General features: G+C 42.6%; 22 protein-coding genes and 3 tRNA genes. 19 read left to right on the top strand and 6 right to left on the bottom strand.

Annotated features, from left to right (window positions below):
- The first annotated feature begins 179 nt into the window (after window positions 1–179).
- The 9 genes from ADH67_RS11485 to ADH67_RS11440 all read left to right on the top strand — a co-directional run bounded on the left by ADH67_RS11485 (window position 180) and on the right by ADH67_RS11440 (window position 8,996).
- A complete protein-coding gene (locus ADH67_RS11485) occupies window positions 180–656 on the top strand; it encodes a TfoX/Sxy family protein (RefSeq protein WP_066592103.1) in 477 nt (158 codons plus the stop codon).
- Window positions 657–701: 45 nt separating this feature from the next.
- A complete protein-coding gene (locus tag ADH67_RS11480; RefSeq protein WP_066592105.1) occupies window positions 702–2,306 on the top strand; it encodes a phosphoethanolamine transferase in 1,605 nt (534 codons plus the stop codon).
- Between the two features lie 172 nt (window positions 2,307–2,478).
- Entirely contained in the window at window positions 2,479–2,748 is a 270-nt protein-coding gene (rpsO, locus tag ADH67_RS11475; RefSeq protein ID WP_066592107.1) for a 30S ribosomal protein S15, read from the top strand.
- A 175-nt stretch (window positions 2,749–2,923) separates the two neighbouring features.
- Window positions 2,924–5,098, top strand: coding sequence for a polyribonucleotide nucleotidyltransferase (gene pnp, locus ADH67_RS11470; protein WP_201415716.1), 2,175 nt, complete (start codon window positions 2,924–2,926; stop codon window positions 5,096–5,098).
- A 364-nt stretch (window positions 5,099–5,462) separates the two neighbouring features.
- The gene (gene hydE, locus ADH67_RS11465) at window positions 5,463–6,575 is read left to right on the top strand and encodes a [FeFe] hydrogenase H-cluster radical SAM maturase HydE (RefSeq protein ID WP_236578479.1); all 1,113 of its coding nucleotides are present in this window, start codon (window positions 5,463–5,465) and stop codon (window positions 6,573–6,575) included.
- Between the two features lie 119 nt (window positions 6,576–6,694).
- Window positions 6,695–7,465, top strand: a complete 771-nt coding sequence (tpiA, locus tag ADH67_RS11460) for a triose-phosphate isomerase (protein WP_066592111.1) — start codon at window positions 6,695–6,697, stop codon at window positions 7,463–7,465.
- A gap of 15 nt (window positions 7,466–7,480) precedes the next feature.
- Window positions 7,481–7,846, top strand: a complete 366-nt coding sequence (secG, locus tag ADH67_RS11455; protein WP_066592116.1) for a preprotein translocase subunit SecG — start codon at window positions 7,481–7,483, stop codon at window positions 7,844–7,846.
- 20 nt (window positions 7,847–7,866) lie between these two features.
- Window positions 7,867–7,951: transfer RNA gene (locus ADH67_RS11450), tRNA-Leu, on the top strand.
- A 526-nt stretch (window positions 7,952–8,477) separates the two neighbouring features.
- Window positions 8,478–8,996 carry a GNAT family N-acetyltransferase gene (locus tag ADH67_RS11440; RefSeq protein WP_066592119.1) on the top strand — a complete coding sequence of 173 codons (519 nt, stop codon included), beginning with the start codon at window positions 8,478–8,480 and terminating at the stop codon, window positions 8,994–8,996.
- Between the two features lie 226 nt (window positions 8,997–9,222).
- Here the strand turns inward: ADH67_RS11440 and ADH67_RS11435 are convergent.
- Window positions 9,223–9,307: transfer RNA gene (locus tag ADH67_RS11435), tRNA-Leu, on the bottom strand.
- 467 nt (window positions 9,308–9,774) lie between these two features.
- Between ADH67_RS11435 and cysK the strand changes: the two genes are divergently transcribed.
- Both cysK and ADH67_RS11425 read left to right on the top strand, forming a co-directional pair.
- A complete protein-coding gene (gene cysK / locus ADH67_RS11430; RefSeq protein WP_066592122.1) occupies window positions 9,775–10,701 on the top strand; it encodes a cysteine synthase A in 927 nt (308 codons plus the stop codon).
- A 417-nt stretch (window positions 10,702–11,118) separates the two neighbouring features.
- Window positions 11,119–12,021, top strand: coding sequence for a formate dehydrogenase accessory protein FdhE (locus ADH67_RS11425; RefSeq protein ID WP_066592124.1), 903 nt, complete (start codon window positions 11,119–11,121; stop codon window positions 12,019–12,021).
- 292 nt (window positions 12,022–12,313) lie between these two features.
- On the opposite strand, the gene ADH67_RS11420 is transcribed toward ADH67_RS11425, so the two are convergent.
- Window positions 12,314–12,389 (bottom strand) — tRNA-Glu (locus ADH67_RS11420).
- A 67-nt stretch (window positions 12,390–12,456) separates the two neighbouring features.
- Window positions 12,457–13,761, bottom strand: a complete 1,305-nt coding sequence (lplT, locus tag ADH67_RS11415; RefSeq protein ID WP_066592126.1) for a lysophospholipid transporter LplT — start codon at window positions 13,759–13,761, stop codon at window positions 12,457–12,459.
- Between the two features lie 120 nt (window positions 13,762–13,881).
- Here lplT and ADH67_RS11410 point away from each other — a divergent pair, with 120 nt between their 5' ends.
- From ADH67_RS11410 to rfbD, 5 genes are all read left to right on the top strand, one after another.
- On the top strand, window positions 13,882–14,415 hold the full coding sequence (locus tag ADH67_RS11410) for a methylated-DNA--[protein]-cysteine S-methyltransferase (protein WP_084081599.1): 534 nt from the start codon (window positions 13,882–13,884) through the stop codon (window positions 14,413–14,415).
- A gap of 620 nt (window positions 14,416–15,035) precedes the next feature.
- Window positions 15,036–15,488, top strand: a complete 453-nt coding sequence (locus tag ADH67_RS13270; protein ID WP_158212643.1) for an exodeoxyribonuclease VII large subunit — start codon at window positions 15,036–15,038, stop codon at window positions 15,486–15,488.
- A gap of 172 nt (window positions 15,489–15,660) precedes the next feature.
- Window positions 15,661–16,833 (top strand): Na+/H+ antiporter NhaC family protein, encoded by a 1,173-nt coding sequence (locus tag ADH67_RS11400; RefSeq protein WP_201415717.1) that lies wholly within the window; start codon window positions 15,661–15,663, stop codon window positions 16,831–16,833.
- A gap of 98 nt (window positions 16,834–16,931) precedes the next feature.
- Window positions 16,932–17,711, top strand: a complete 780-nt coding sequence (locus tag ADH67_RS11395) for a hypothetical protein (protein ID WP_066592136.1) — start codon at window positions 16,932–16,934, stop codon at window positions 17,709–17,711.
- 83 nt (window positions 17,712–17,794) lie between these two features.
- Complete coding sequence (gene rfbD / locus ADH67_RS11390; protein WP_066592138.1) at window positions 17,795–18,658, top strand: dTDP-4-dehydrorhamnose reductase; 864 nt, start codon at window positions 17,795–17,797, stop codon at window positions 18,656–18,658.
- Between the two features lie 32 nt (window positions 18,659–18,690).
- On the opposite strand, the gene ribB is transcribed toward rfbD, so the two are convergent.
- A complete protein-coding gene (gene ribB / locus ADH67_RS11385) occupies window positions 18,691–19,344 on the bottom strand; it encodes a 3,4-dihydroxy-2-butanone-4-phosphate synthase (protein WP_066592141.1) in 654 nt (217 codons plus the stop codon).
- A 144-nt stretch (window positions 19,345–19,488) separates the two neighbouring features.
- On the opposite strand from ribB, the gene ADH67_RS11380 reads away from it, so the two are divergent.
- Window positions 19,489–19,935 (top strand): NifB/NifX family molybdenum-iron cluster-binding protein, encoded by a 447-nt coding sequence (locus ADH67_RS11380; RefSeq protein WP_066592142.1) that lies wholly within the window; start codon window positions 19,489–19,491, stop codon window positions 19,933–19,935.
- A 406-nt stretch (window positions 19,936–20,341) separates the two neighbouring features.
- On the top strand, window positions 20,342–21,361 hold the full coding sequence (locus tag ADH67_RS11375) for a hypothetical protein (protein ID WP_143597747.1): 1,020 nt from the start codon (window positions 20,342–20,344) through the stop codon (window positions 21,359–21,361).
- 106 nt (window positions 21,362–21,467) lie between these two features.
- On the opposite strand, the gene ADH67_RS11370 is transcribed toward ADH67_RS11375, so the two are convergent.
- On the bottom strand, window positions 21,468–23,261 hold the full coding sequence (locus ADH67_RS11370; protein ID WP_066592147.1) for a flavocytochrome c: 1,794 nt from the start codon (window positions 23,259–23,261) through the stop codon (window positions 21,468–21,470).
- 131 nt (window positions 23,262–23,392) lie between these two features.
- Entirely contained in the window at window positions 23,393–23,851 is a 459-nt protein-coding gene (locus ADH67_RS11365) for a phosphate-starvation-inducible PsiE family protein (protein WP_066592149.1), read from the bottom strand.
- 72 nt (window positions 23,852–23,923) lie between these two features.
- Between ADH67_RS11365 and ADH67_RS11360 the strand changes: the two genes are divergently transcribed.
- Window positions 23,924–25,774 carry a cation:proton antiporter gene (locus ADH67_RS11360; protein WP_066592151.1) on the top strand — a complete coding sequence of 617 codons (1,851 nt, stop codon included), beginning with the start codon at window positions 23,924–23,926 and terminating at the stop codon, window positions 25,772–25,774.

Below are 25,774 nucleotides of genomic sequence, written 5' to 3'. Positions count from 1 at the left end.
CCCCTTTCATTGCAATTAAAAGCCACAGAATTTGCAAGACTTTCACTTAAAAATTGGCTCTCTCAAAATCGTGTTGTTTTCTGACTCTCAAAATCGCCTTGGCTTAACATCGTACAAAACGACATTTACAAACGAGCAAAAAATTGAGAAAATAAAAAAATCTTTTTCCTCATTTTTCCATGAGCAGTTCTCTTGCACAGTACTACGCCGATTTACTCAGACCGCTGGGCGAAGTTCACGTTGGAAAAATGTTTTCTGTTTTCTGCATTTACATCAACGAAAAGCCGGTTGGCTTCTTATGCGGAGAAGAGCTTCTTGTCAAAACAAATGCTCAGATGAGAGAGAAGTGGCCGGAAATTCCTCAACAAAAACTTTTTGACGGTGCAGTCAATCCTATGTGGCTGGTTGAGGATCCGGAAAACCAGGAACTTCTGCTAACGCTTTTTCGCCGAGCATACGACAATCTTCCTCAGCCCAAACCTAAAAAGAGCAGAAAGAAGCAGAAGACTAATGAGGAGGTTTTGTCTCAATCCGGGCTTGGCTCTCCTCTGAGCGACGAGTCAGTTATGGGAAAGGATGTGTTAACTTCGAAAGTTCGTGAAAACTCTTTTCTTGCTTGGTTACATCTGAACAAGAGAGAAATCAAACAAAAATGAAATAAGCGCTTTTGAAGAATGTAGAAGGATAAGAGGTCATCAACGATGAAAAAGAATAAAGCTGCAGTGTTAGTTTTTATTTGGTTTTTGCTCTCTTATTTATTCGGATGGTATGCCGTTGGAGCCATTAAGTCTCTTCAGGTCCTGCTATTTTCGTTTCCTTTTGCGTTAATTCTATTATTTCCTTTTTCATCCAATATTAGGAAGACGCTTTTTTGTCTTTCCTTGGTCATCTTTGGACTTTCCGATTTTTATTTAGGCATTCAAGCATATTTGCGCGATGCCTACGAGGCGAGTTTGAATTCAGGTTTTGTTCTTGAATCAGTCGCTAATACTTCATTCTCGGAATCAAAAGAGTATCTGATGGCAATGGCTCCTCAGATAGTCTTATGGTCTGCCGTTGCTTTTTTCATTTTTCTTGCTCAGGCATATCTGGCAATTTCGCTTGTGAAAGGAAAGCCATCGAGATCAAAATTTTTTTATTGGTTTGCCGGTCTCATAATCTGTTTAAGTCTTTTTGGATGGTATCAAAGAGCCTGGCGAGCTCATTTTCCTCCTGTAAGCCTCCTAACTTTTTATCAATCCTGCGAAGAGAAAAAGAGCTATTGGAAAAATATAAAAGCAGAAAACAATGCCGCTCTGGATCGAGCAGCAAACCATATCCTTTCCGTTGAACAGGGACCAAGAACTATAGTTCTCGTAGTCGGCGAAAGCATGAATCGTGAAAATATGAGCCTCTATGGATATGACAGAGATACAACGCCCAGACTTAAGGAAGCGGACAAGGATTCCGAATTACATGTAAGTAAAGAAGCATTCTCCACTCAGTCAAGTACTGTTGCAGCATTCAATGACATGTTCGAATTCCCCGACTCGTCATCTATCTCGAAAGCTAAACTTTTTGCTTTCTTCAAAGCTGCCGGCTATAAGATCTACTGGATCAGCAACCAAGACGATGTAGCAATCAAAGCCGAGTTTCAAGATTTTTCTAATACTGCGGTTAACTTAAATCGGGTTGCCGGCCGCTCCAGTACTTCCATGGATGAGAAAGTCCTCCCGGAATTAGAAAAAGCTTTACAAACACCGAGTGATAAAAAGTTAATCGTTGTTCATCTAATTGGCATCCATCCTCATTTCTCTTTCCGATATCCGTCTGAAATGAGTTCTCTGTGGAATGACCAAGATGCAACTAGGGCAAGGTTGGAAGAGAAGGGGCGAAGCATAAGAACATTGGAAATGCTTGAGCACTACGATAGGGCCATGTTGTATCAAGATGCAGTGCTCTTTGATACGTTGAAGCTGACGCAGAATTTCGATAAGAACCATCCCGACGTAAAAACCTCTTGGATTTTTTTGTCTGATCACAGCGTTGAGACCGGACAAAGAAAAGATAGAACCGGTCATTCCAACAATTCGTTGGGAGGTTATACCATTCCATTTTTGTTTTGGACGCCTTACAGCGATCTCTCAGAAGGTGAGGAAGTTCAGGAAGGCTCTTCTTTCCGGTCTGATTGGCTCTCTTATATGCTGCTGGATTTGGCGGGAATTCACTGCAATTTCCCAATCTTCGAAAAGTCTTGGCTGAGTAAGCAGTACAAATGGAAAGAACCGAAGGTAGTGACTGATTTGAAACAAAAAATAGAAGATTAATGAGAGAAGTTGCTCAAATACTGTCCATGGTATCCAATAAACTCATTTACAACTTATGCTCACGGACGAATTAAGGTTTTTCCGTTATAATGCACGACGTTTTTCAACACGGTTCGATTAATTCCAATTGAAACCGCAAGTTAACATCGCTTAGGCGAAAAGGAAATTTAAAATGGCACAAACCACAGAAAAGAAAGCTGAAATTATTGCTAAGTTTGCACAGTCTGAAGGCGACACAGGATCTCCACAGGTTCAGGTTGCTTTGTTGACAGGCCGTATCAACGAATTGACAGAACACTTCAAAGTAAATCCAAAAGATCATCACAGCCGTCGTGGTCTTTTGAAGATGGTTTCTCGTCGTCGTAAATTACTTGACTACCTCAAGGGTCGCGATGTAAACGCCTACAAGGCTCTTATCGACGCTCTCGGTCTTCGTAAGTAATCCTTGCAGTCGGCAAGATGATTTCAGCAGCGGTCAGCGATTCGGTTCGCTTGCCGCTGTATTCATTTTTGGTTCAATATTTTTAAACCGGCGCGTTGCGATATGTGCGTGACGAAAAAATTAATTTTTCTGAGCCGCAGATACCGCAGTGTGCCGAGTCAAAGGAATACTACACATGACAATGTTTAATAAAGTCGTAAAGACTTTTCAGTACGGTGAGCATACCGTCACACTTGAAACCGGTGAAATCGCTCGTCAGGCAACCGGTGCAGTTATCTGCAACATGGACGAAACAGTTGTTCTCGCCACTGTTGTAGCAAAGAAAGAAACAAAACCAGGTCAGGATTTCTTCCCGCTGACTGTAGACTACATCGAAAAAACATACGCTGCCGGTAAGATTCCCGGAGGCTACTTTAAACGTGAAGGCCGTCCAAGCGAAAAAGAAACATTAACTTCCAGATTGATCGACAGACCTATCCGTCCGTTGTTCCCGGAAGGTTTCTTCAATGAAGTACAAATCATCATTCACGTTCTTTCCGTCAACCCCGAAGTAGATCCTGATATTCCTTCCATGATTGCAGCTTCTGCAGCTTTGGCAGTTTCCGGTGTTCCTTTCCACGGTCCTATCGGGGCAGCTCGCGTTGGTTATATCAACGATCAGTATGTTCTTTGCCCGACAGAATCTCAGTTGAAAGAATCTAAGCTTGACTTAGTTGTCGCTGGTACTGAACGTGCCGTTCTTATGGTTGAGTCCGAAGCTCAGCAGCTTTCCGAAGAAGTTATGCTTGGAGCTGTTATGTTCGGTCACGAACAGATGCAGGCAGTTATCGAAGCCATTGACGCTCTGGTTGAAGAAGGCGGCAAGCCGTTGTGGGATTGGGAACCGGCTCCTAAGAATGAAGCTCTCTTAGCTAAGATTACAGAAATCGTTGGTGACAGAATCAACGACGCCTTCACCCATAGAAACAAACAAGAAAGAAACGAATGCCTTCGTGTAGTCTATGAAGACGTTCAAGAAAAAATTGCCGCTGCTATTGAAGCCGGCGAATTGGAAGAAGTTGATCCTAACGAAGTCAACAATATTCTTTTCGAAATGGAAGCACGCCACGTCAGAGGCAAGATCCTTGCCGGAGAAAGACGTATCGACGGCCGTGATACACGCACTGTTCGCCCAATCGAAATCCGTACAGGTGTTCTCCCGAGAACTCATGGTTCCGCTCTGTTTACACGCGGCGAAACTCAGGCTTTGGTTGTTACTACTCTCGGTACAAAGCAGGATGAACAGATTGTTGATTCTCTCGGCGGCGAATATCGCGAACGCTTCATGATGCACTACAACATGCCTCCGTTTGCTACCGGTGAAACAGGCCGTGTCGGTTCTCCGAAGCGCCGTGAAATCGGTCACGGACGTTTGGCAAAACGTGCTCTTCGCGCCGTTATTCCAGCCGAAAAAGATTTCGAATACTCTATGCGAGTAGTTTCTGAAATCTGTGAATCCAACGGTTCTTCTTCTATGGCCAGCGTTTGCGGCGGCTGCTTATCCCTGATTGACGCGGGTGTTCCTCTGACCGACTTCGTAGCCGGTGTTGCTATGGGCCTGATCAAGGAAGGCAACAAGTTTGCTGTTTTGACCGACATTCTTGGTGACGAAGATCACTTAGGCGATATGGATTTCAAGGTAGCCGGTACAGATCATGGTGTTACTGCTCTTCAGATGGATATCAAGATTGAAGGCATTAACAAGGAAATCATGGAAGTCGCTCTTGCTCAGGCTAAAGAAGGCCGCATGCATATCCTCGGAATCATGCATGAAGCAGTTGGCGATGAAAAGCGTGAACTCAGCCAGTACGCTCCGCGTATGCTCAGCTTTAAGATTAATCCGGAGAAGATTAGAGACGTTATCGGTAAGGGCGGTGCAGTTATTCGTGCCATTACAGAAGAAACAGGCGTTTCCATCAATATTGAAGATGACGGCAGCGTAACTATTGCTTCTGTTGACCAGGCAGCTGCTGATGAAGCCAAGAGACGTATTGACGAAATCACGGTAGACGTTGAAGTCGGCCAGGTTTATGTTGGCAAAGTCACAAAGATTCTTGACTTCGGTGCTTTCGTTCAGGTTCTGCCGGGAAGAGAAGGTCTTCTTCATATCAGTCAGATCGCTCACGAAAGAGTTGCCAAGGTCGCTGACCATCTGAAAGAAGGTCAGGAAGTTCGCGTAAAGGTTTTGGAAATTGATGAAAAGGGCAAATTCAAACTTTCTATGAAAGCTTTGATTGAGAAACCTGCTCGTCAAGAAAAGCCAGCCGAAAAACAGCAGTCCGCTGAAAATCCGGACATTATCATCGGCTAGTTAAGCCCTGGTAATTAACCGGCATTATTCAAGTATTCTCAAAAAGCAGAGAAGTATTTGGAAGTGCCGGTTTTTCTTTGCTTTTTGAAACGCTTTTATCTTTTCCTTCTCCCGCTAATGATCTATTCTCCATTAAGCTCAAAGGCCCATAGCTTCTCCTAATTTGAAAGGAATTAATCTCATTAAGGAAGTGAAATCAGTTCTCAGTTAGTTTTTCCTAAGTGTTTTCTTTTTGTTAACAAGTGATTCTGAATTAACTTTTTAGCAACTATTCGGAATGATCGATTAAGAATTAAAAGAAGATTGGGATAATCAGCTAATTCTCCATTTTTAGAGGCTTACTTTGTTCAATCTAAAAGAATTATTGAAAAAAACGGATTTTACGAATGAAGAAATTATTTTCCTTTTAGGATTAAAAGATCCGGAACAGTGCAAGCTTCTTCAAGAAGAGGCTTATCGCAGAACAACTGCCTTGATGGGAAACAAGGTTTACTACCGCGGGCTCATTGAATGTTCCAACATCTGCACTTCGAATTGCCGTTACTGCGGAATTAGGAAGGACAATCATCAAGTACGCCGTTATGAGATGACCAAGCAGGAAATTATTGATCAGGCCGTCTGGGCTGCTCGCAATGGCTATGCATCTATCTGTTTGCAGGCAGGCGAAAGAAGAGACGAGAAATTTATCAGTTTCATTGAAGAGTGCCTCAGAGAAATTCACAAACAAACCGTAAGCGATGTTCTTCCTGATGGAGTAGGCGTAACTCTGTCTTTGGGAGAACAAACAAAAGAAGTTTATGAACGTTGGGCTGTTGCCAGCGGTAATAGATCCAATTTGCGCTACTTGGCAAGATTTGAAACTTCTAATGCGGATCTTTTCAGCATGCTTCACTCAGCAAAAGGAAAATACGAAAAAATTCTGGATCATCGCTTAGAGTGTCTGAAGTATTTAAAAGAATGCGGCTACCAGGTCGGAACCGGAGTAATGATTGGCATTCCCGGCCAGACATTAAAAGATCTTTGTATGGATATCCGCATGTTCCAACAGGTAGATGCTGACATGATTGGCATGGGTCCGTATTTAATGTCTGAAGAAGCAGATTTAGAGTCTCTAGGACAAATGGAGAATAAGGCTCTATTCCAGCTTTCTTTGAATATGATTGCGGTTACAAGACTGGTAATGGGCAATATTAATATTGCAGCTGCAACCGCCCTCCAAGTTCTTCATCCGGAGGGAAGAGAGATTGCTATTGAATATGGCTGCAATGTCATCATGCCGAATCTCTCTCCTACTAAATTCAGAGAAGGTTATCAACTTTACGATCATAAGCCTGGTCTCAACGATGACCCATTCCATTTTGGCTTACATTTGGAAGAAAGAATTCAATCGCGGGGAAGGGAGGTAGGTTGGAATGAGTCAGGTTCCTCTCGGAAATGGCTTATGAAACAAGAAAAACAGGAACAACTGCCTTGCTAGGCAAAGACATTTTCCTTCTAATATAGTTTTGTTACAAAAGCAGGCGCCAAGAATTTAATTTTTATTCTTGGCGCCTTTGCTAAACTTATTTTTTTTTATTATTACAAATAGAGGATTCCATGCGCAGAGGCTTAGTCGTAGGCAACTGGAAAATGAACGGTTCATTGGAATTTATTGAAAACTGGATATCTCAATACACAGCTTTTTTAGAAACTCAGACTGAGACCGCTATTTGTCCCCCGTACGTCTATATTTCTTTTTTAAGAAATCGTCTGATGACTTCCGCAATTCACATGGGAGTCGGAGCGCAAGATTGTTCAGTTCATAATGATGGTGCTTACACTGGCGAAGTAGCAGCAAATATGCTGGCTGATGTCGGATGCTCTTTTGTTATTGTTGGTCATTCCGAGCGCCGTCAGTATCATTCTGAATCTAATGAAATGGTTGCTATGAAAGCACAAAAAGTTCTCGAAGCCGGACTCCGTCCTATTGTTTGTGTCGGCGAGACGTTGGAAGAAAGAGAAGCGGGACGAACTAATGAAGTTGTCTTAGCCCAGCTCAATGCGGTTCTTGATGTCATCGGGCCTGAAATGTTAGTCACCGGCGCACTAGCCTATGAACCTGTTTGGGCTATTGGAACAGGTAAAACTGCGATACCGGAGGAGGCGCAAGAAGTTCACAAGATCCTTCGAGATAGTGTAAAATCACGCAATTCTGATGCTGGGGATTCCTTGAGAATAATCTATGGAGGCTCGGTAAAGCCATCAAATGCTCAAAAGCTGTTTGCTTGTCCTGATATTGACGGAGGTTTGATTGGCGGAGCTTCATTAAAGGCTGAAGATTTTTATGCAATTGCCCAAGCGGCCAGCTCGGTAGAGTTTATTGTTTAACGGTTAGAAACAAAAATGAATTACATTCTTACTATTGCCATCGTGCTTCAAGTTTTGAGTGCGCTAGCAATTATTGTTTTGGTTCTTTTACAGCATGGTAAAGGAGCTGATCTTGGCGCAGCTTTCGGAGGCGGCGCTTCTGGTTCACTTTTCGGTGCTTCCGGTTCTGCAAACTTTTTATCTCGTTCCACTGCGGTTGCAGCAACGATTTTCTTCTGCTCCACTTTGGCTTTGACAGTAGGTGCAAAGCACAATCGAGCTCCAGTTTCCGGCGGTGTTCTGGGTACAATTTCCGAAACTACTGCACCAGCACCGGAGCCAATTAAAGCTCCTGTAGAAAAAAATAGCGAATCTCCTGCACAAAATCAAATTCCGCGCTAGAATACGGACTTCTTGATTTAGCCGACGTGGTGAAATTGGTAGACACACCATCTTGAGGGGGTGGCGGCGAGAGCCGTGCGAGTTCAAATCTCGCCGTCGGCACCAAATTTTAAAGCCCAGATTTAATCGTCTGGGCTTTGTCACGTCTGTTGAAAATTCTTTCGCTTCTTCTAAAGAAAATTTTGAAATTAAAGTTCTCCGAGCTTTTTTATGCAATTGTTCTTTGCATCTTGTAGCCTTTCAATGACTGTCTTAAGAAAAGAGAGTCTTTACAAAACAGACGGCCTCCCAATGGGCAAAGAGTTCTGGTGTTTGGCCGTCTTTCATTGTCCGAAATTTCTGCGGAAGTTTTTAAAAATTATGGAGACCAGCAAGATATTAGGAACCTATAGTCAAATAATCAAGACTATATCTATTGACCTGACTATAAAGGAATGCATTGTGCGAATTCAAGCTCTTTCATGTTCAACCTATAAAAATACAATTGGGAAGTAAACTCATTCTGGGATAAAGAAAAATAGATGTTATTGACTTGCCTTTCTAACCTTGAGATGCTTGTTAACAGAGACGATTCAAAGGCAATTTTTTCGGGATTCGTTTGTTTACAATGAATTAATGAAGCTTGCGGATTATGACATTTAAATTAGAAGTTCTTAACCTGGCAGATGCCAAGCAATTCAAAATCGATGCACAAGACGCATTTCAGAAAGGTTTTGAAGAATATTTTGGCAAAAGCTACAGTCAGATTCTTCCTGAAAGCGATATCGATAACTCATTAGGAAGTAATGGAGCAATTGCATACAAGGCTATACTCGATGGAACCATGGTTGGCGGTGCAATAGTTGTGGTTGATATAGAGCGAAAGCACGGCTCGCTTGACTTGCTTTATGTGAGATCCGGAGAACAAGGCAAGAGTATAGGCAAGAGGATATGGCAGGAGTTAGAGAGACGTCATCCAGAAATTAAAGTTTGGGAAACTTGCACTCCTTATTTTGATAAGAGAAACATTCATTTCTATGTAAATGTTTGCAAGTTTCACATAGTTGAGTTTTATCATCCGCGGCATCCTGATCCCGCTACACCTAATGATTTTATCGGTGATGGAGGCGAAGGAATGTTCAAATTCAGAAAGGATTTAGAGATTATTTAGCCGGATTTTTTTGCTGTCTATTTACTGAACGGATCTTTTTTCAGCGTAGAAAAGTTCCGAGTTCACAGGATTCTTTTATTCGGATAGTTTTAAATCTTCTTTGGAGAAGATTTATCTTTTTAAAAGCGAGTTTTTCGGCCACGAAAAAGTTTTCAAGAAAAGGTCACCCAGAATAGAAAATTGATTTCAAAACAAAAACTCATTCCGAAAATGGAATGAGTAATTCTGGTGCCGACGGCGAGATTTGAACTCGCACGGCTCTCGCCGCCACCCCCTCAAGATGGTGTGTCTACCAATTTCACCACGTCGGCTTGAAAGTGAGACCGAACTATAGCATAAATTTTTCATTTGTGTGGTCTTCAACTAAATTTTTTTAGATTTTTTGAGTTATTTATTCTAAAAATATTCGTTTTTGCTATGAAAATAAATAAATTTGAAAAAATAAATCTTTTAATATCAATTAGATAAAAAAAAGAAGTAAGAAAATTATACAAAGGAAAAATTAATTATGGAAAAATTAAAAAATAACCTCTAGTTTCATATAATGGATTCCAAATAGTCGAATCAAAACTTACTTTTCTTCGATTAATCAAATTTTCATATCTATGGAATACATCATGAATTTGAAAGACAGAAAAGTACGCAGAAGCTCTCAAAGAGAGAACTGTAGTAACTGAAATTTTCTCTCCTTAACTGAAGGTACCTAGTTAAGCGTCTTGGATTTACGAGTCCGTTCTCTATTTACTCTATAAATTACTTTACCTATTGGGAACAAATTATGGCTGTTTACCAAAGCATCACCGAGCTTATCGGCAGAACTCCGCTTTTGAAACTAAACAACTTTTCTAAAAATAGGAATTTAAAGGCGACGATTGTTGCGAAACTTGAATATTTGAATCCTTCAGGATCAGTCAAAGATCGAGCGGCTCTCTCTATGTTGAATGAAGCTTCTCAAAAAGGCATCATTAACAAAGAAACCGTGATTATTGAACCGACAAGCGGCAACACAGGAATTGGGCTGGCAGCGATTGCCGCCTCAAGAGGTATGAAGGTCATTCTTACAATGCCGGAAACTATGAGCGTTGAAAGGCAAGATCTTTTGAAAGCTTACGGGGCAGAGATCGTTTTAACTGACGGCAAGAAAGGAATGACAGGATCAATTGAGAAAGCCCAAGAACTAGCGAGAGAGTATCCAAATAGCTTTATTCCGGGTCAATTTGAAAATCCAGCTAATCCTCTTGCTCATGTCAAAACAACAGGTCCTGAAATCTGGGCAGATACGGATGGGAAAGTTGATATTTTCGTAGCAGGAGTCGGAACAGGAGGAACTGTTTCAGGAGTAGGAACATATTTGAAATCCAAAAATCCTGGCGTAAAAATTGTAGGAGTCGAACCCGAAACCTCAGCGGTTATTAGCGGAAAACAGCCTGGTCCCCATCCTTTACAAGGAATTGGTGCAGGCTTTATCCCAAAAACTTTGAAGGTATCTATACTGGATGAAGTCATGTCAATTACTGGCAATGAAGCTTTTAAAGCTTCAAAAGCCTTGGCTCGTGAAGAAGGATTTTTGGTTGGTATTTCTTCGGGTGCGGCTTTAGCGGCAGCTCAGAAGCTCGCAGAGCGGCCTGAGAACCAAGATAAAATTATCGTAGTCCTTCTTCCGGATGCAGGTGATCGCTACCTGTCTACCGATTTATTTAAATAGAAGAGTTCATAAGAGAAGAGACAGCCGGTTTCTTCAGAACTTATCCTACTAATCGGCCATCCGCCGACCGGGTGGCCATAATCTATTGCTGAAGGAATCAAAAGATTCTCCGTTGATTGTCTTTGTGAGTTCGCTTTTCTTAAAAGGGAAAGAGCTACAAGCCAACCTTAATTTTGTCTGTTCGTTCTTGCATCTAAGACATCATCTTCTGGAAATTTTCTTCTTAGAGAGGATCAGGCTACTGTCCTTAAATAACATGAAATCAGTCTGAATTGTGAAAGGATGACTAAAAGAATTTCCAACTAATTTCTATTTTGAGCGATAGACATTGATTGTTACTTCTTTAATATCAATGACCGATTGTTATAGATATCCCGTTTTTCTAGAATATTCTCATTTAATAAAAAAGGGATAACCATGACTAACGAAAAAAGAAAAGAGGCCATTGGAGCTTATAGGGCTCGTAAGGACTCTTTCGACTGGAACGGCCTGATGGACTACGCTAACTCTCTTTTAGAGTGCAGAGACCGTATTCAGGAAACTGTAAAACCGGTGGCTTTGGATGAAGAGGTAGCTGCAAAAGCCATTAAAGAAAAAGTTCCTTACCTCAGCTTAAAGCCGGTTCAAATTATTCCTTCTGAATTTCGCGGCCATCTTAATGAGTTAGTCAAAGAATTCTTACAGCAGGGCATTATTCACGATGAGCACAATAAGTCTCTTCTTCGTTCGGTTGACCTTTCCAAGCTAACGGACAAAACCGTTGAATTGGCTGGTGAGGACCCTAACCAATTCTTCTTAGAAGCGGTCAACGAATTGCAAGGTGAAGAGAAAAACGAACTTCTTCAAATGATCCTTGCCGGCCTCTTGATCAATGCGGTCCGTGTCTACTTAAGCAGTCTTGGTGTTCAAATGACTGAATTTGTCGGTCATCCAGGAGATTTAAAAGTTTCTGATCAACCAATGACTTGCCCAACATGCGGACAGCCTCCAACACTTGCTTCTTTAGGCAATGAAGGTAATATTGCCGGTAATTCCAGAAAGCTGTTCTGTGCTTGCTGCGGAACCGTGTGGCCCTTTGAGCGTGTTCGCTGTGCCTACTGCGGTACAAGAAACACTAACAAGCTTAAATACGTTCATTCGGACGGAGATCCTGTTCATCGTTTGTATGTTTGCGAAAAATGTGGAGGCGTTCTTCCAACAGTTTTTCAAGAGCAATTGGGAGATAAGATTGACTACGATGTTGAGCAGACAGCATGTGGCGTTATTCAGTCTCTTTATCATGAAGAGTTCTCAAAAGATTTAGAAGAAGAATTGAAGTAAGCAGATATATCTTTTTCTGTTAGCTCTCGGTAATTTCTCCGTTGCCGAGAGTTTTTTTTATTCCTGCACACTTTTGTCTGACAGCATTAGAAGCTCAAAACGAAACAAAACCTAACATGTGATGCTGAAAGGCAAAGTAAAAAATGCTCGCTCTTAACAGCAGAAGGTAAAGAGGTATTTAAAGAAGTTTCAAAAGCTGTTAAATCTTGTTTAGAAAACCACCGCTGAATGAGCGGTGCTTTTTGTAGTTTTTTTCTTGATCTTCTTGTAAGTCCTGAGTGTCAATGTTTCATGGTATCTCCAACGGGGGTCGAACCCGTGTTCCAACCTTGAGAGGGTTGTGTCCTAGGCCTCTAGACGATGGAGATAATGACGAGGTGCAGAGATTCTAACACTACAGAACAATAATTTGGAATATTTTTCTAACGTTCTTTCCTAGTGTCTCTTATCTTCTCCGATTAAGTGAAGAGAGTCTTCAATAGATTGGTTATGGTGATGTCTGAAAATAACGCCTAACATCGAACCGGCCACAAAAATACCGAAAATAACCATAATCGTCGGGGTGTTTAAATCCGCTTTGATGAGCAGCGCATAAAGACCGAGCATTACAAGGATAGAACTATTTTCATTGAAGTTTTGGACCGCAATAGAACGTCCTGCGCTCATTAAGACATGGCCTCTATGCTGAAGAAGCGCATTCATCGGAACAACAAAGAATCCGGCCATGGCTCCAACAAGGATCAGCATAATACAGGCAAAAATAACGGCCCAGCTGAAATGGAAGCCTAGAAGGTCAAATCCTCCGGGGAGCCAACTCTTGTTGAAGAATGCCATCCCAGAAACAACTACGCCCATCAAAACACCTAAGGGAAGAACGCTAACGCTCTTCTTTAAAGACACTAAACTTGCAGCCAACACTGCTCCAATAGCGATACCGATAGCAATAACGCCTTGAAGGATAGCTGATTCAGAAAGGTTCAGACCTAAAGCATGGTCTCCCCATTTCAATACTAAGAACTGGAGGGTTGCACCAGCACCCCAGAAAAGAGAAGTAACGGATAAAGAAATTTGACCTAATTTGTCTTTCCATAACAAAGCACAGGACTTTCCGAAATTCTTAAGTGTATGGATAGGGCGGAAGTCTTGTTTAGGATAAACAGCTCCTGTCAAAGGAATGAAAAGATTAGCGATGGCGGCAAGGGCATACACAACAATCATTGCAGCAATTCCGGCTTGGGCCGCGTTATGAACGCCCATAAAGTCGTGACCTTGAATAAAACTGTCAACCATCGGAGAAATTAAAAAGCCTCCTAAGCCGGTCCCTAAAATAATGGAAGCAACCGTTAAACCTTCAATCCAGCCGTTGGCTTTAACTAGTTTTTCGGGAGGGAGCAACTCCGTTAGAATTCCGTATTTTGCAGGTGAATAAGCCGCAGCACCTAAACCCACAATACCGTACGCAAGAAGTGGGTGAGTCCCGAACAGCATGACGCAGCAACCGAAAGTTTTGACTGCATTAGTAATGAACATTACTCGGCCTTTAGGCATAGAGTCAGCAAAAATACCAACCCAAGCTGCAAAGAGCACGTAACTGATTACAAAGAAAAGCTTAAGAAGAGGAGTCATCCAAGCAGGTTCATTCAATGTTGCCAAAAGCCCAATCGCAGCAATCAAAAGTGCATTGTCTGCTAAAGATGATAAAAACTGCGCCACCATAATGGTGTAAAAGCCACGTGTCACAATGCCTCCGAAATAGTTCAAGCGATTCTAGCAAATAGCAGGCTCGGAGATGTTACATAAAAATATTTTGGTTAACTTTTGACGTTGAGCGAGTTCAAAACTCGAATAAAATTCAGTCCTATGATCAAACTAAAAAAATATTTTCTTGCTCAAGGTCACGAGCTTGCACTAGGAGAGCTCGATGGCAAGCTCTGTCTGTCAGATTGGATTTACAGTAAAAACATTAAGAAGAAAGCCCAGACTTTGGCTAAAACTTATAAAACTTCTTATCAATACACGGATACTCCTCTCTTGAACGAAGCCGCTAAACAGCTTGACCAGTACTTCATAGGGCGAAGAAAAGTGTTCGAACTCCCTTTACTTTTGACTGGAACGGAATTCCAGAATCAAGTATGGCAAATGCTCCAAAACATCCCATACGGAGAATTGTGGTCCTATAAGCACCTCGCTGCGCGGATGGGGAATCCGGAGAAGTTTCGGGCTGTGGCAAATGCGAACGGGAAAAATCCGCTTCCGTTCATCATTCCTTGCCATAGAGTTATTGCCAATAACGGTACATTAGGCGGCTATAGCTTAGGCACTGAACTTAAACAATTCTTGATCAATATGGAGTTTGACGCCGAGAATTACGAGTTTAATTTGACCGGTGAATAATCTCTAATGTTTCCTCTTTTCTTTTCTAGAAAGCCGCTCAATCCTTTAGAAGCGTTCCACCGAGTGGAGGCTGTCCTTCAGCCCATCCAGCAAGAGGAATTTTTATTTAAAGGAGTACTTGTTCCAAAGGAAAAGAAAAAAACTATTCCATTTATGCTTTAAAGATTACCGAATCTCTAATTGCAGATGAACCAACAGATACCGGTCATGAAATTGATCTATCAAAGGTAACTCTGCAGGTCTTTGAGAGAAATAAAAAAGACAGCACTCTTGCCGAGGCAGCTAACTGGGAAGTTGTTCTTTCCGGACGCTTAGAAATAAAAATATGGAAAGATTCCAGCACTGCGGCTATCTGTCTGAGAGAACCGACTCTGCTGAAAAAAATTCAGCAGATACAACTTCAATCCTCGGAGGAAATAAAAGAGATTCGGACTTTATTTCAACAAAATCCGGCTTCAAAGCCTAGAGACGAAAGACTTATAGAAGAACTTAGTTCTAAATTGGCGCGAAAAGCGAAACTCTCAGTTCTTGTTTATGGACCCGCAGGCAAAGGAAGGGACGATATTTTGACAGAGTTCTCCAGAGCCGAAGGAATAGAGAATTTTATTCGTCTGTACACAGTGGATAAAACTCTCAGTCCTCCTTCGCTGAATATCAAAAAAACGAAGGAACATTTCAAGAAAATATGCGAAGAACTGGAAGGGTATTCACAAACTGGTGAATACGATCTTATTTGTTTAGCTAGAGGGGGAGGCGATCCTTTTCAGTTGGCGTCTTTAAATAATAAAGAGCTTTGCGAAACCATCATTAAATTGCCGACTCCCGTATGCATTTCGATAGCGCATTCTTCAGATGAATTATGGCTGAAAGAAAGCGGAGACATGTATACCAATGTTCCTGCGCTTTTTATCTCGGAGCTTGTGAGAGTCGTAGAAGCGGTTTATCCGGGAGAAATTAAAGTGTCGGCGATGCAGATAAGGAAACAATTTTTATCTACAGCTATTCCTCAAAAAATTTTCTGGGTATTATTATTGGTCTCACTGGCCGTCCTGGCCTTTTTCGTTTTACGCTAAGACGATGCATTATTCATTATCCGAGCTTCTAAATTAAATGATTGAAATCCTTACGTTAGGCATTTTTGCCCTAGCATTAATAATCTGTTTGAGCTTTGATATAACTGTCATTGCAGCTCTCCTTATAGGCTTTCTATGCTTTTTTAGTTATGGGCTTTACAAGGGTTTTAGTGTGAAGCAGTTGTTGCTGATGGCAGGCAAAGGCCAAAAAACCGGATTCAACATCATGGTTGTCTTGAGTTTGATTGGCCTGCTGACTGCTTCTTGGCGTATTAGCGGTACCATTCCATATTTAGTAAGTTTTGCCGTTAATTTCATCTCCCCGGATTATTGTCTTTTCTTCGCTTTTGTTCTAAATGCAGCATTAAGCCTTCTTATCGGCACTGCTTTCGGTACTTCGGCAACTATGGGCGTCATTACCATGTCGATTTGTATTGCTGCCGGTGCTGATCCGATGCTTGCAGGTGGAGCAGTACTTGCCGGATGTTATGTCGGCGACCGCAATTCTCCCGTATCTTCCAGCGCATCATTGGTGGCTGTGGTAACGAAGACGGATCTCTATCAGAACGTCCGATTGATGCTTTTCAGTGCCGCTATTCCATTCGTCTTAAGCTGTCTGATTTATCTTGGTTTCGGTGTAAGTCAAACATACCAGGAAATCCACATGGCCCTTGGCGAACAGTTTGCTCAAGAATTTGTGATGAGCTGGTGGTCAGCTGTTCCGGCAATTATTTTGTTAGGGTTGATTTTTGCCAAGCTTGATATTAAAAAATCTATTTCAATCAGTGTGTTGAGCGCTTTGGTTTTGGCCTTTGTTCTGCAAGAAAGAGGAATTGAGGAGATTCTTAATACATTGTTTTCCGGTTATGTTTCTAAAAATCTCTCTCTATCTAAGATGCTGAATGGCGGGGGCTTTTTATCGATGGTTCCTGTCGTCATTATTATTTGTATTTCGTGTACTTACTCAGGACTCTTTGAAGGAACCGCCCTCATCGATACTTTGAAGAACGGAGTCGAAAAGATTTCTAAAAAAAGCACTCCTTTTACAGCAATATTATTGACTGCCATTACTACAGCTCTCATCTCCTGTAATCAGGTTCTAACCGTGATTCTTACAAAGCAGCTTTGTGCCAATATTCAGCCCGACAAGCAGAAGATGGCAATTGATTTAGAGAACTCTTCTATTTTGATTCCGGCTCTTATTCCGTGGTCCATTGCAGGCGCTGTTCCAATCGCAACCGTTGGTGCCCCAGTATCAAGCGTGCTAGGTGCATTTTTCATTTATTTGGTTCCGCTTTATTGGTTGGTACGTGAGAAGGCTGCCCTTGCTAAAGAACGAAGCTGAAACTTGCTTGCTTACAATGGGAGGGTCAGATCCTATTCCTCTAAGGATGCTTCTATATTGTCGTTATCGTTCAGATATTAATAAGGAGATATCGAATCATGGAAGTTAGAGTTCCAGAAGTCTTCACAAAGTATATTAGCTCGTTTTCCGGATGCATGGGAGGAAATCCGGGAGCTCCGATTTGGATGTGCATTGATCATTCATGCAGAACTCCTGATGTAATCGCGCCCTCCTTCTTTGATACACCTGTCGAGGATATTAGCGGCTTGCAAAAGGGCCTTCTTGCCTCCTGCCCGGTTTCATCCTCTATTGCGGCTTTGGTAAACGATATCGTTGGTCAACCGGCTGAGGATGTAGGGAAAGTCTTTAATGAGAATGATCCTAAAGCTCAATCCATTCTGACCCTGGCAGTTTCTCCGTTCAGTTTCGGCGACAATCCTGTTCAAAATTGGAAAGCTGAAAAAGTAATTGAAGTAGACGGCAAAAAACTAAGCTTTGCTGAATACACGGGACTTCCAGAATTTAAAGATTATTGGGATTTCTTGATCGCTCAAAGAGGAAAAGTCTTTGCAGAAGCTGCTAAAAAGTATGCTCCGAAAGTAATTATTTGCGAAGGCATCAATAAATACAAAGAATACTTCAAGCTTTGGCAGGCGGATTTGACTAACGTCCGTGCGCATGACGCTTTCTATTACGCCCCTATTATCGGCATGGATGGAAAGCCTGTGGGAATAGTTTTTGCAACAGATTTGTTTGGAACTTCCAACGGAATCGACAATACATACCATATCGAAAGAATAGCTCTTCAAATTCGTCATTTTGCCGTTGCAGAATTAGGAGATAAGGTCTTCGGATCATTCGTCGGTCCGAATTTCTAAAAACTGACCTAGCTCGCATAAAACGCTTGGTTTTGCGTCGAAATGAAGGTAGGATCCTTGGAAATTTACTTTGTAAAGCCGTTATGAAAAGGATCTTGCTTACCGGTGCTACCGGAAGATTAGGCTCTGAGTTGCTTCAGGGCCTTAATTCGTCTTATGAGGTCTGCGCTCCGACTAGGGCAGAACTTCCCCTGAGCCCTCAAACTGATTTCTACTCATTTTTTCAGCAAACGAAGCCTCACACGGTAGTTAATTCGGGAGCATTGTCAGATGTAGATTATTGTGAATCTCATCCGGAGGAAGCAGAAGAAACTAACGTATTAGCTCCTCAAAAACTTGCTGAAGCTTGTCGAAAATTAAACATTCGCCTCATCCATATATCTTCCGACTACGTTTTTAGCGGAGAAAAGGGCTCCCCCTACACAGAAGAAGATGAAATCGGTGGGAATCCGAACTTTTACGGACAGACAAAAGAAGGGGCAGAAAAGGCAATCTTGAAAGCAAATCCTGAGGCAATTCTTCTTCGGGTAGCATGGCTTTACGGGAAGAAAGGCCCTGACTTTGTCAGTTCTATAATGGATAAATTGCGTGCCGGGAGCACTCGAATACAAGCGGTAGAAGATCAATTCGGAAGTCCGACCAGCATCGCTGACTTGTGCACTCATATCCCGTATTTCATAGAACGTGAAAATGTTAAAGGTGTCTTCCATCTGGTCAATGAGGGCTGCGTCAGCCGATTAGAAATGGCAAAAGTTATTGCCGATGAGTTTGGCTCGGTCTGTGAGGTGTGCGGAGTGACCTCAAAGAACTTCCCTCGACCTGCAAAGAGGCCGAAAAATACTTCGCTGCGAAGCTTGAGATTACAAGAAGCAAAATTACCTCCAATGCCCAATTGGGAAGCATCACTAAGGGAATTTGTCCGCAAGAACCAAAAAGCGCCGGAATAATCCACAGCGCCTTTTGGTTTGGTCGAAGCTTGTTATAGATTTTTGGCTTTTCTGTAAGCAACAAGATCTTCAACGGAAAGAACGGTTAAACCATGCTCATCTCCGAATTTGCAGATTTGCGAGAGACGCATCATTGTGCCGTCCGGGTTCATGACTTCGCAGAGAACACCACAAGGATTTAATCCGGCCAAACGCATTAAATCAACCGTGCATTCTGTGTGTCCTCTTCTTTCTAAAACGCCGCCGGCTCTGGCGCGCAGAGGGTAAACGTGACCCGGTCTTAAAAGGTCTGTCGGTTTTGCATCCGGATTTGCGGCGGCTTTAATGGTAGTGACTCTGTCTTTTGCGCTGACACCGGTAGTGCAGCCTTTTGCAGCCTCAATAGAAACGGTAAATGCAGTTCCTTGAGTATTGGTGTTGTTAGGAACCATCTGAGGAATCTCTAAGCGCTTGCAGTCTTCGTCACGAAGACAAATGCATACAATACCCGAACACTCTCTGATCATTAGAGCCATCTGTTGTTCGGTCAAGAAATCTGTGGAGTAAATCAAGTCTCCTTCGTTTTCTCGGTCTTCATCATCGACCACCAGAACACCTTTTCCAGATCGGAGGTCGGAAAGAGCTTTTTCCACTCTTTCAATAGAATCTTTTCCGTATTTATGAAGTAAATTTTCTGCCTGTGACATTTCTAGCTTTCTCTTTATTTTAAGAATTCCCGTGATCTTACCAATGATTGCCGCAGATATCTTACAAAAACAAAATTACCTTTCAAAATTACTCGTTAATTGAGATTCTTGGTAAAATTTCGGAACTATTCAAAGGAGAAATAATTGTTAGTAGCAACACCATATTCAAACGACGAAATTTGTCAGCATTTCGGACATGCACCACAATTCAAACTCTTTACTGTCGAAGACGGTAAAGTAGTTGAATCAGTTGTTATCGATACCGTTGGAAGTGGTCATAACGCATTGGCAGCTTTCTTAGCTGACCATAACGTTGACATCGTCATCTGCGGAGGCATTGGTCAAGGCGCTATTGTTTCTTTAGCTATGGCCGGAATCGATATCGTTCCGGGCGTTGCCGGCTCCCCTGACAAAGCAGTTAAGGAATTGCTCGAAGGTACTTTGGTTGCCGGTGCAGTCAGCGGCTGCGGCTGCGGCGGTCATCACCACGAAGAAGGTGAGGGTACCTGCGGTTGCGGCGGTCATCATGATGACACTTGCGATATCAGCGGAAAAGAAGGCAAAGGCGGCTGCGGTTGCGGATGCCACTAATCTTCAAACAGATATCCGTTAGATTAAAGTAAACAAAACCGTTGCTTGATCGGAATTTGATCAAAGCAGCGGTTTTCTTGTGTTCAGAACTCCTCTCCTATTCTTTTTTTGAAAAGAACTTGTTAAAGGTTTGTGAAAATCTTTCTGTTTCTTTCTTATCTCTAGCAGCCTTGGCTGTATTCACTTAATATTCCCGCCTTTCATCTTTTGTTTGATGAATCGATACTTTTTCTATCCACAAGTTTCCTCTGCCGTCAATTCGGATTTTGAGAAAAATTTGTGAATTCTATAAACCAATGTATCCAAATTAGTTACGTTGAAAACATTCAAGAACTTAGCATTTCTATGATTGTTTTATTTAATGACTTCTAAAGAGATTTCTCTTTTTCAGCTCTGGAGCGGGATTGTGAATTTAAAAAAATTATTGGCGTTATCGCTTGCCTGTTCTGCAATGATCCTTTTTTCGCAGGCCCATGCACAGGAAACCGCTAAGCGTGTGGAGCAAGAAAAGAACTTCAACAGTGAGGGAAGCGAGAGAGAAGGCAGGCTCTTGCCTTTCTTTGGCAAAGAGGCTAGGGATAGAGGATATGAGCTTCCGGAACCCTTCGGAGTTAATGTCAATTACATGCATATGAAACAAGATATCGTTGTAGAGGACATTAAATTTAGCGGGTTGGGAATGAACCTTCCTTCTTTTAAATTTCCTTTTCGCCCTCAGTACACTCCGATCCCATCCGATATTTTTGAAATTGGAGTTAAAAGTACAAAGCAAAAAAGTCATACTGAAACTTTAAGGTTGGATACTTGGGTATTCCCCTTTATGAATGTCTATGGCGTCTTTGGCAGAACGAAAGGGAGTTCGCTTTCCAAGATTTCTGTTTCATCTCCGATGCCTTTTGTAGATAAGGTTATTCAGGGGATGGGTGGAATGGATGATTTAGATTTCGTTCTCAAATTTAAAGGAAAAACCTTCGGAGGCGGTATCACTTTAGCCGGCGGCTACGGGAACTGGTTTGGGTTACTGGATATGAATTACACCAAAACCCAACTGGATATCATTACCGGCAACATCAAAGCCTTTACTTTAGCACCTCGTTTCGGTTATCGATTCAATGTTTCCGGGGTTGAAAGCATTAATTGGCCGGAAGGGAAACTTAGTCTCTGGGTTGGCACGATGTACCAAGATGTCACTCAAAACTTTAACGGCAAGCTTTCCAATCTTGACTTCTCTCCTAAACTTCAAGGATTGATCAATGCGGTCAATTCTAAAGGGGAAGGAGAGTTCCACGTTAAGCAGCATTTGAAGTCTCCGTGGAATATGCTGGTCGGTGCACGCTATGAGGTAGGAAAACACTTCAATATTCTTACTGAAGTCGGATTCAATAAACGTAAAAGCTTTTTCCTAGCAGGCGAATTTAGATTCTAAAGGTCTCTTGTGAAATGACACTGAAGGCAAGTTTCCTTGCAGTGTCTCGCCTATAAAAAACTCCCGGCAAGAACCGGGAGCGATTTCAAGGAGTTAAGTTACAGAATTACTTATTCTGTGCGGCATTTGTACCGGCAGTACGGCCAAAGACCATAATGTCAGCAATAGCGTTGCCGCCTAAACGGTTAGAACCGTGGATACCGCCGGTTGTTTCGCCGGCTGCGTAGAGACCCGGAATAACCTTACCGTTCTTATCAAGAACCTGAGCCTTAGTATTGATCTGCAAGCCGCCCATTGTATGGTGAACGGTTGGGACTTTCTTGCAGGCATACCATGGGCCTTCAGTCATGACCTTATCAGCCTTGTTGTTTGCCTGGAATCCAAGAGCATCTTTAGCTTTGCCTTCTACAACGGCGTTGTAGTCAGCAATAGATTTCTTGAGATTTTCAACAGGCATGTTCAGTTTCTTGGCCAATTCATCAAGAGTTGGAGCAGAAACGACACGGCCTAAATCGATCATGTCTTTCATCTTGGCGCCGTTGGCATCAACCCAGTCAAGAGATGGATAACGGAGATGGTTGACTAAGACATAGTATGTGGAATGTGGCTGAGCGAAGATTGCCTTTGCTAATACGTCGCGAGCTGCACCTTCGTTAACGAAACGGTTGCCTTGTTCGTTGATGAATACACGGTTGCGTCCGGAGGTACGAACCATTTCCATCAAGCCTGTACCCGGTGTTCCGCATGGGTGAACCTGAATGTCTGACATGCCGATAACGTTTGCGCCGACTTTTTCGCCCATTTCAATGCCGGCGCCTTGAGCTGATTTCGAGAAGTTTGTGCAGCCAATGCCTTTACCGAGATCGTAGTCTTTGAATACACCGGTATTAACTTTCTGGCGCAAAGCAACGTTAGCACCGAAACCACCTGTTGCAACTACAACCCCGTTGGAAGCCATGAACTTGGTGACTTTTCCGGTATGACCGTCTTTAGCGGTTACACCGATGATTCTGCCGTTTTTGTCCTTGATCAAGGATTCAACGGTCATGTCAGTATAAACAGTCATGTCTTTGGCGTGATCAGCGATATATTTCTGATATACGCGGATATAGCTGTTGCCGCTTGGTGTGACGGGATAATGAGAACGTTGCCAGAGGGCGCCTGTAGCGGTACCGACTTCCGGTTTAAATTTAACGCCGAGGGACTCCATCCAATGCAATGTTGGAAGAGCATTTTCAGTTAAATAATGAACCAATTCAGGTGTACCGATATCATGGCCGCCCTTCATCGTCTGTTCATAGTGTTTCTGAATGGAATCTTCAATGCCTTGTTTGCCTTGACGTTCCGGGTCAGCAGCGTTCAAAGCACCTTCGGAGACGTTTGTAGAACCGCCTAACAAACCAAGTTTTTCAAGAACGATAACTTTGGCGCCGGCCTGTTGAGCAGCGATAGCGGCTGCTAAACCGGATCCGCCGCCGCCGACAATAACGACTTGAGTTTTGATTTCGTCAGGAAGGGCAGTGTACTTTTCGGAGTTCTTCTGAAGAGCAGCCATATCAGCCTTGGAGACTTTTGCCTGTTCCAATGCTTTCTTCACGGCGCCTTTCAAGGCAAAAGAAGAAATTGTTGCGCCGGTTACGTTGTCTACCCCAAGAGATTGTCTGTCGATGATCTTCTTGCTTAACGTATCAAGAGCCACACGGCCGACACCAATGGTTTCAAGGTTGTCAGGGTATTCGATTTTTTCAATTTTGTTTTTGCTGACAGTAACCTTTACGGTAAATGCTGCATTGTGGCCGTTCACTTTTTCTGTGTATGTTCCCGGCTGATATGTTGCGGCTTGAGCACCGAAGGCAAAACCAGCAACTAACAATGCGGCAGTAAGTTTGGTGATTTTCATCTGTTAGATCTCCTATTTCCAAACGGAAAAGATTTAAGGGCACACCCTATGTTACAGGGCATACCCTTATTCTAGATCTAACAAATTGAAACAGATAGTTAGGGATTATCCCTTATTTGTCCCATAAAACATTATTTGTCAGGTTTGCTTAAGCTGTTTTGAAGCTTTTGTTCGAATATTTTTTCTTCTACCTCATCATCGTGCATTCCGCGAATCTTTCTAGAAATGAGAAGAGCAACAGTGAGAATTAAGATGGAGACCGAGGTAAGAAGGATCCATTTGCTCGTTAAGTGTTCCATATTGATGATGAGATATCTGGCCACTGCAACAACAGTAATCACGAGAGGAGTTTTAAGTTTTAATTCGTGCTGACCTAAAGCGTACTGTCGAACCATGGACAAAATTTCAATAAACAAGAACAGCAAAAGTAAATTAGCCAGGCCGATAGTCTTACTGGAAAACATTTCATAGCCTTCTGCCACAATAGCTACACCCGTTGCCACAGTGATGATAAGAAGAGCAACTGCCTGAATAATCAAAATGAGTTGTTCAAATGTTGTATTTGCGTTTGCAATCCAATTTTTGGCCACTTTTGTTCCTAACAGATTGAAAAAAAAATTAAAATAGGCGGGGTCTTTAATTAGAAGGGTAAACCCGTAAAAATGGATAATAGCATTACTCTAATATCAACTGTAGCAATTGCTTTCGGAGTTGCTCTAATTTTGGGGTTTATTGCAGAAAAACTCAAATTCCCCGCTCTCGTCGGTTACCTGGTTGCCGGCATTATTGTTTCTCCAAATCTTTACGGTTTTAATGTTGACCTTGGTTTAGCCGAGCAGCTTTCAGAGCTCGGCGTGATGCTCCTGATGTTCGGGGTAGGTCTTAACTTCTCACTCTCGGATCTTCTCAAAGTTAAAAAACTAGTCGTCCCCGGGGCTGTATGCCAAATGGCACTCTCGGCCTTTTGTGCAATTATGATGGCGCACCTTTGGGGTTGGCCTATCGGGCAATGCGTTATCCTCGGGATGTGCTTGAGCTGCGCGTCCACCGTTGTTGTGCTCAAAGCTCTGGAAGCTCGAAGCCTTCTTGAAGGTTTTGACGGGAGAGTGGCTGTCGGCTGGCTTGTCGTGCAGGACATGGTGACGGTGCTAATGCTCGTTCTTCTTCCTCCCTTGGCTTCTTTATTGGGAGGACACAGCGCAACTTCCGATCTTCCCCTTTGGCGGTTAATCGTGGAAACCGTAGCCCGCGTTGCCGCTTTTATCATCTTGATGCTTGTCATCGGCAAACGGGTTCTTCCATGGCTCTTATGGCAAGTCGCCAAAACCGGTTCCCGCGAATTATTTACTTTGTGTGTTTTAGCAGTTGCAATCGGAATTGCCTACGGAGCTTCCGAAATATTCAGCGTTTCTTTTGCCCTGGGAGCCTTCTTTGCCGGAATGGTGATGAGAGAATCTCAATACGCCCATAGAGCTGCCGTTGAATCATTACCGCTGCGCGATGCCTTCTCTGTCATCTTCTTTGTCGGTGTCGGCATGTTGTTTGACCCGTCAGCAATTCTTGAGCATCCGTTCTATTTATTGGGAATTCTCTTCTTAATTCTTATTGTTAACCCATTGATTGCATTCGGAACCGTCCTTCTATTCCGCTATCCGCTTCACACGGCAGTCACGCTGGCATGCTGCCTCGGTCAGATTGGTGAATTTTCTTTCATCCTCGGAACATTAGGAGTGTCGTTAGGGCTGCTGACTAAAGAAGGAATGAATTTAGTGTTGGCGGCTGCCATTTTAACTATTGCGCTCAATCCAATTTCTTTTTCCGTGGCCAGACCGGTGGCGGAATTGCTGTGCAAACATTTCCGTTTCGCCAGAACGGCGGCGGCTCGTTTAGATCCTCAATCCACAATGCCCGATGAAGTTGAAAGTAAAAAACTTCTCCGTCACGTTGTCATTGTCGGATATTCCTCTATTGGAAGAAAAGTCTGTGAAATTTTGACAAAACAAAAAATACCGTTTGTCGTAGTAGATAAGCAAGATGATGTTATTAGTACACTAAGAAAACAAGGCCTTGTTGCTATTCAAGGGGACTGCACTGATCCGGCGACGCTTTTACAGGCTCACGTTCAAAACTCTGCTCAATTGGTCTTAACTATATCTGATGAATTAGAAAGCCGTAAGGCTATTGCCGCAGCGAAAATTTTAAATCCTGATATCGAGATCATTATTCGTGCTGTGACAGATACGGAAGCAGATCATTTAAGATCCGAAAACCTTGGAATTGTGGTTCAAGCTTCAACGGCTTTAGCGTTGAGGATTGCCCAATACTCTATTTATTCATTTACGAAATACAGCTCCGGAGGACACTCCAAGAGAAAAGAAGAAGAGGCAGAAGAGAAGGCGAAAGATATGCTTGATGATTTAGTAGCGGACGAAGAAAGAACCGTTGAAAAGTCAACTCAGCATGAAAGATTGATGCACTCTTCGAATAAACCCACTGACAGCATGGAAAAATAA

This window comes from Turicimonas muris (genome assembly GCF_002221595.1).
Classification (GTDB): Bacteria; Pseudomonadota; Gammaproteobacteria; order Burkholderiales; family Burkholderiaceae_F; genus Turicimonas; species Turicimonas muris.
This window is presented reverse-complemented; position numbering and strand designations above follow the sequence as displayed.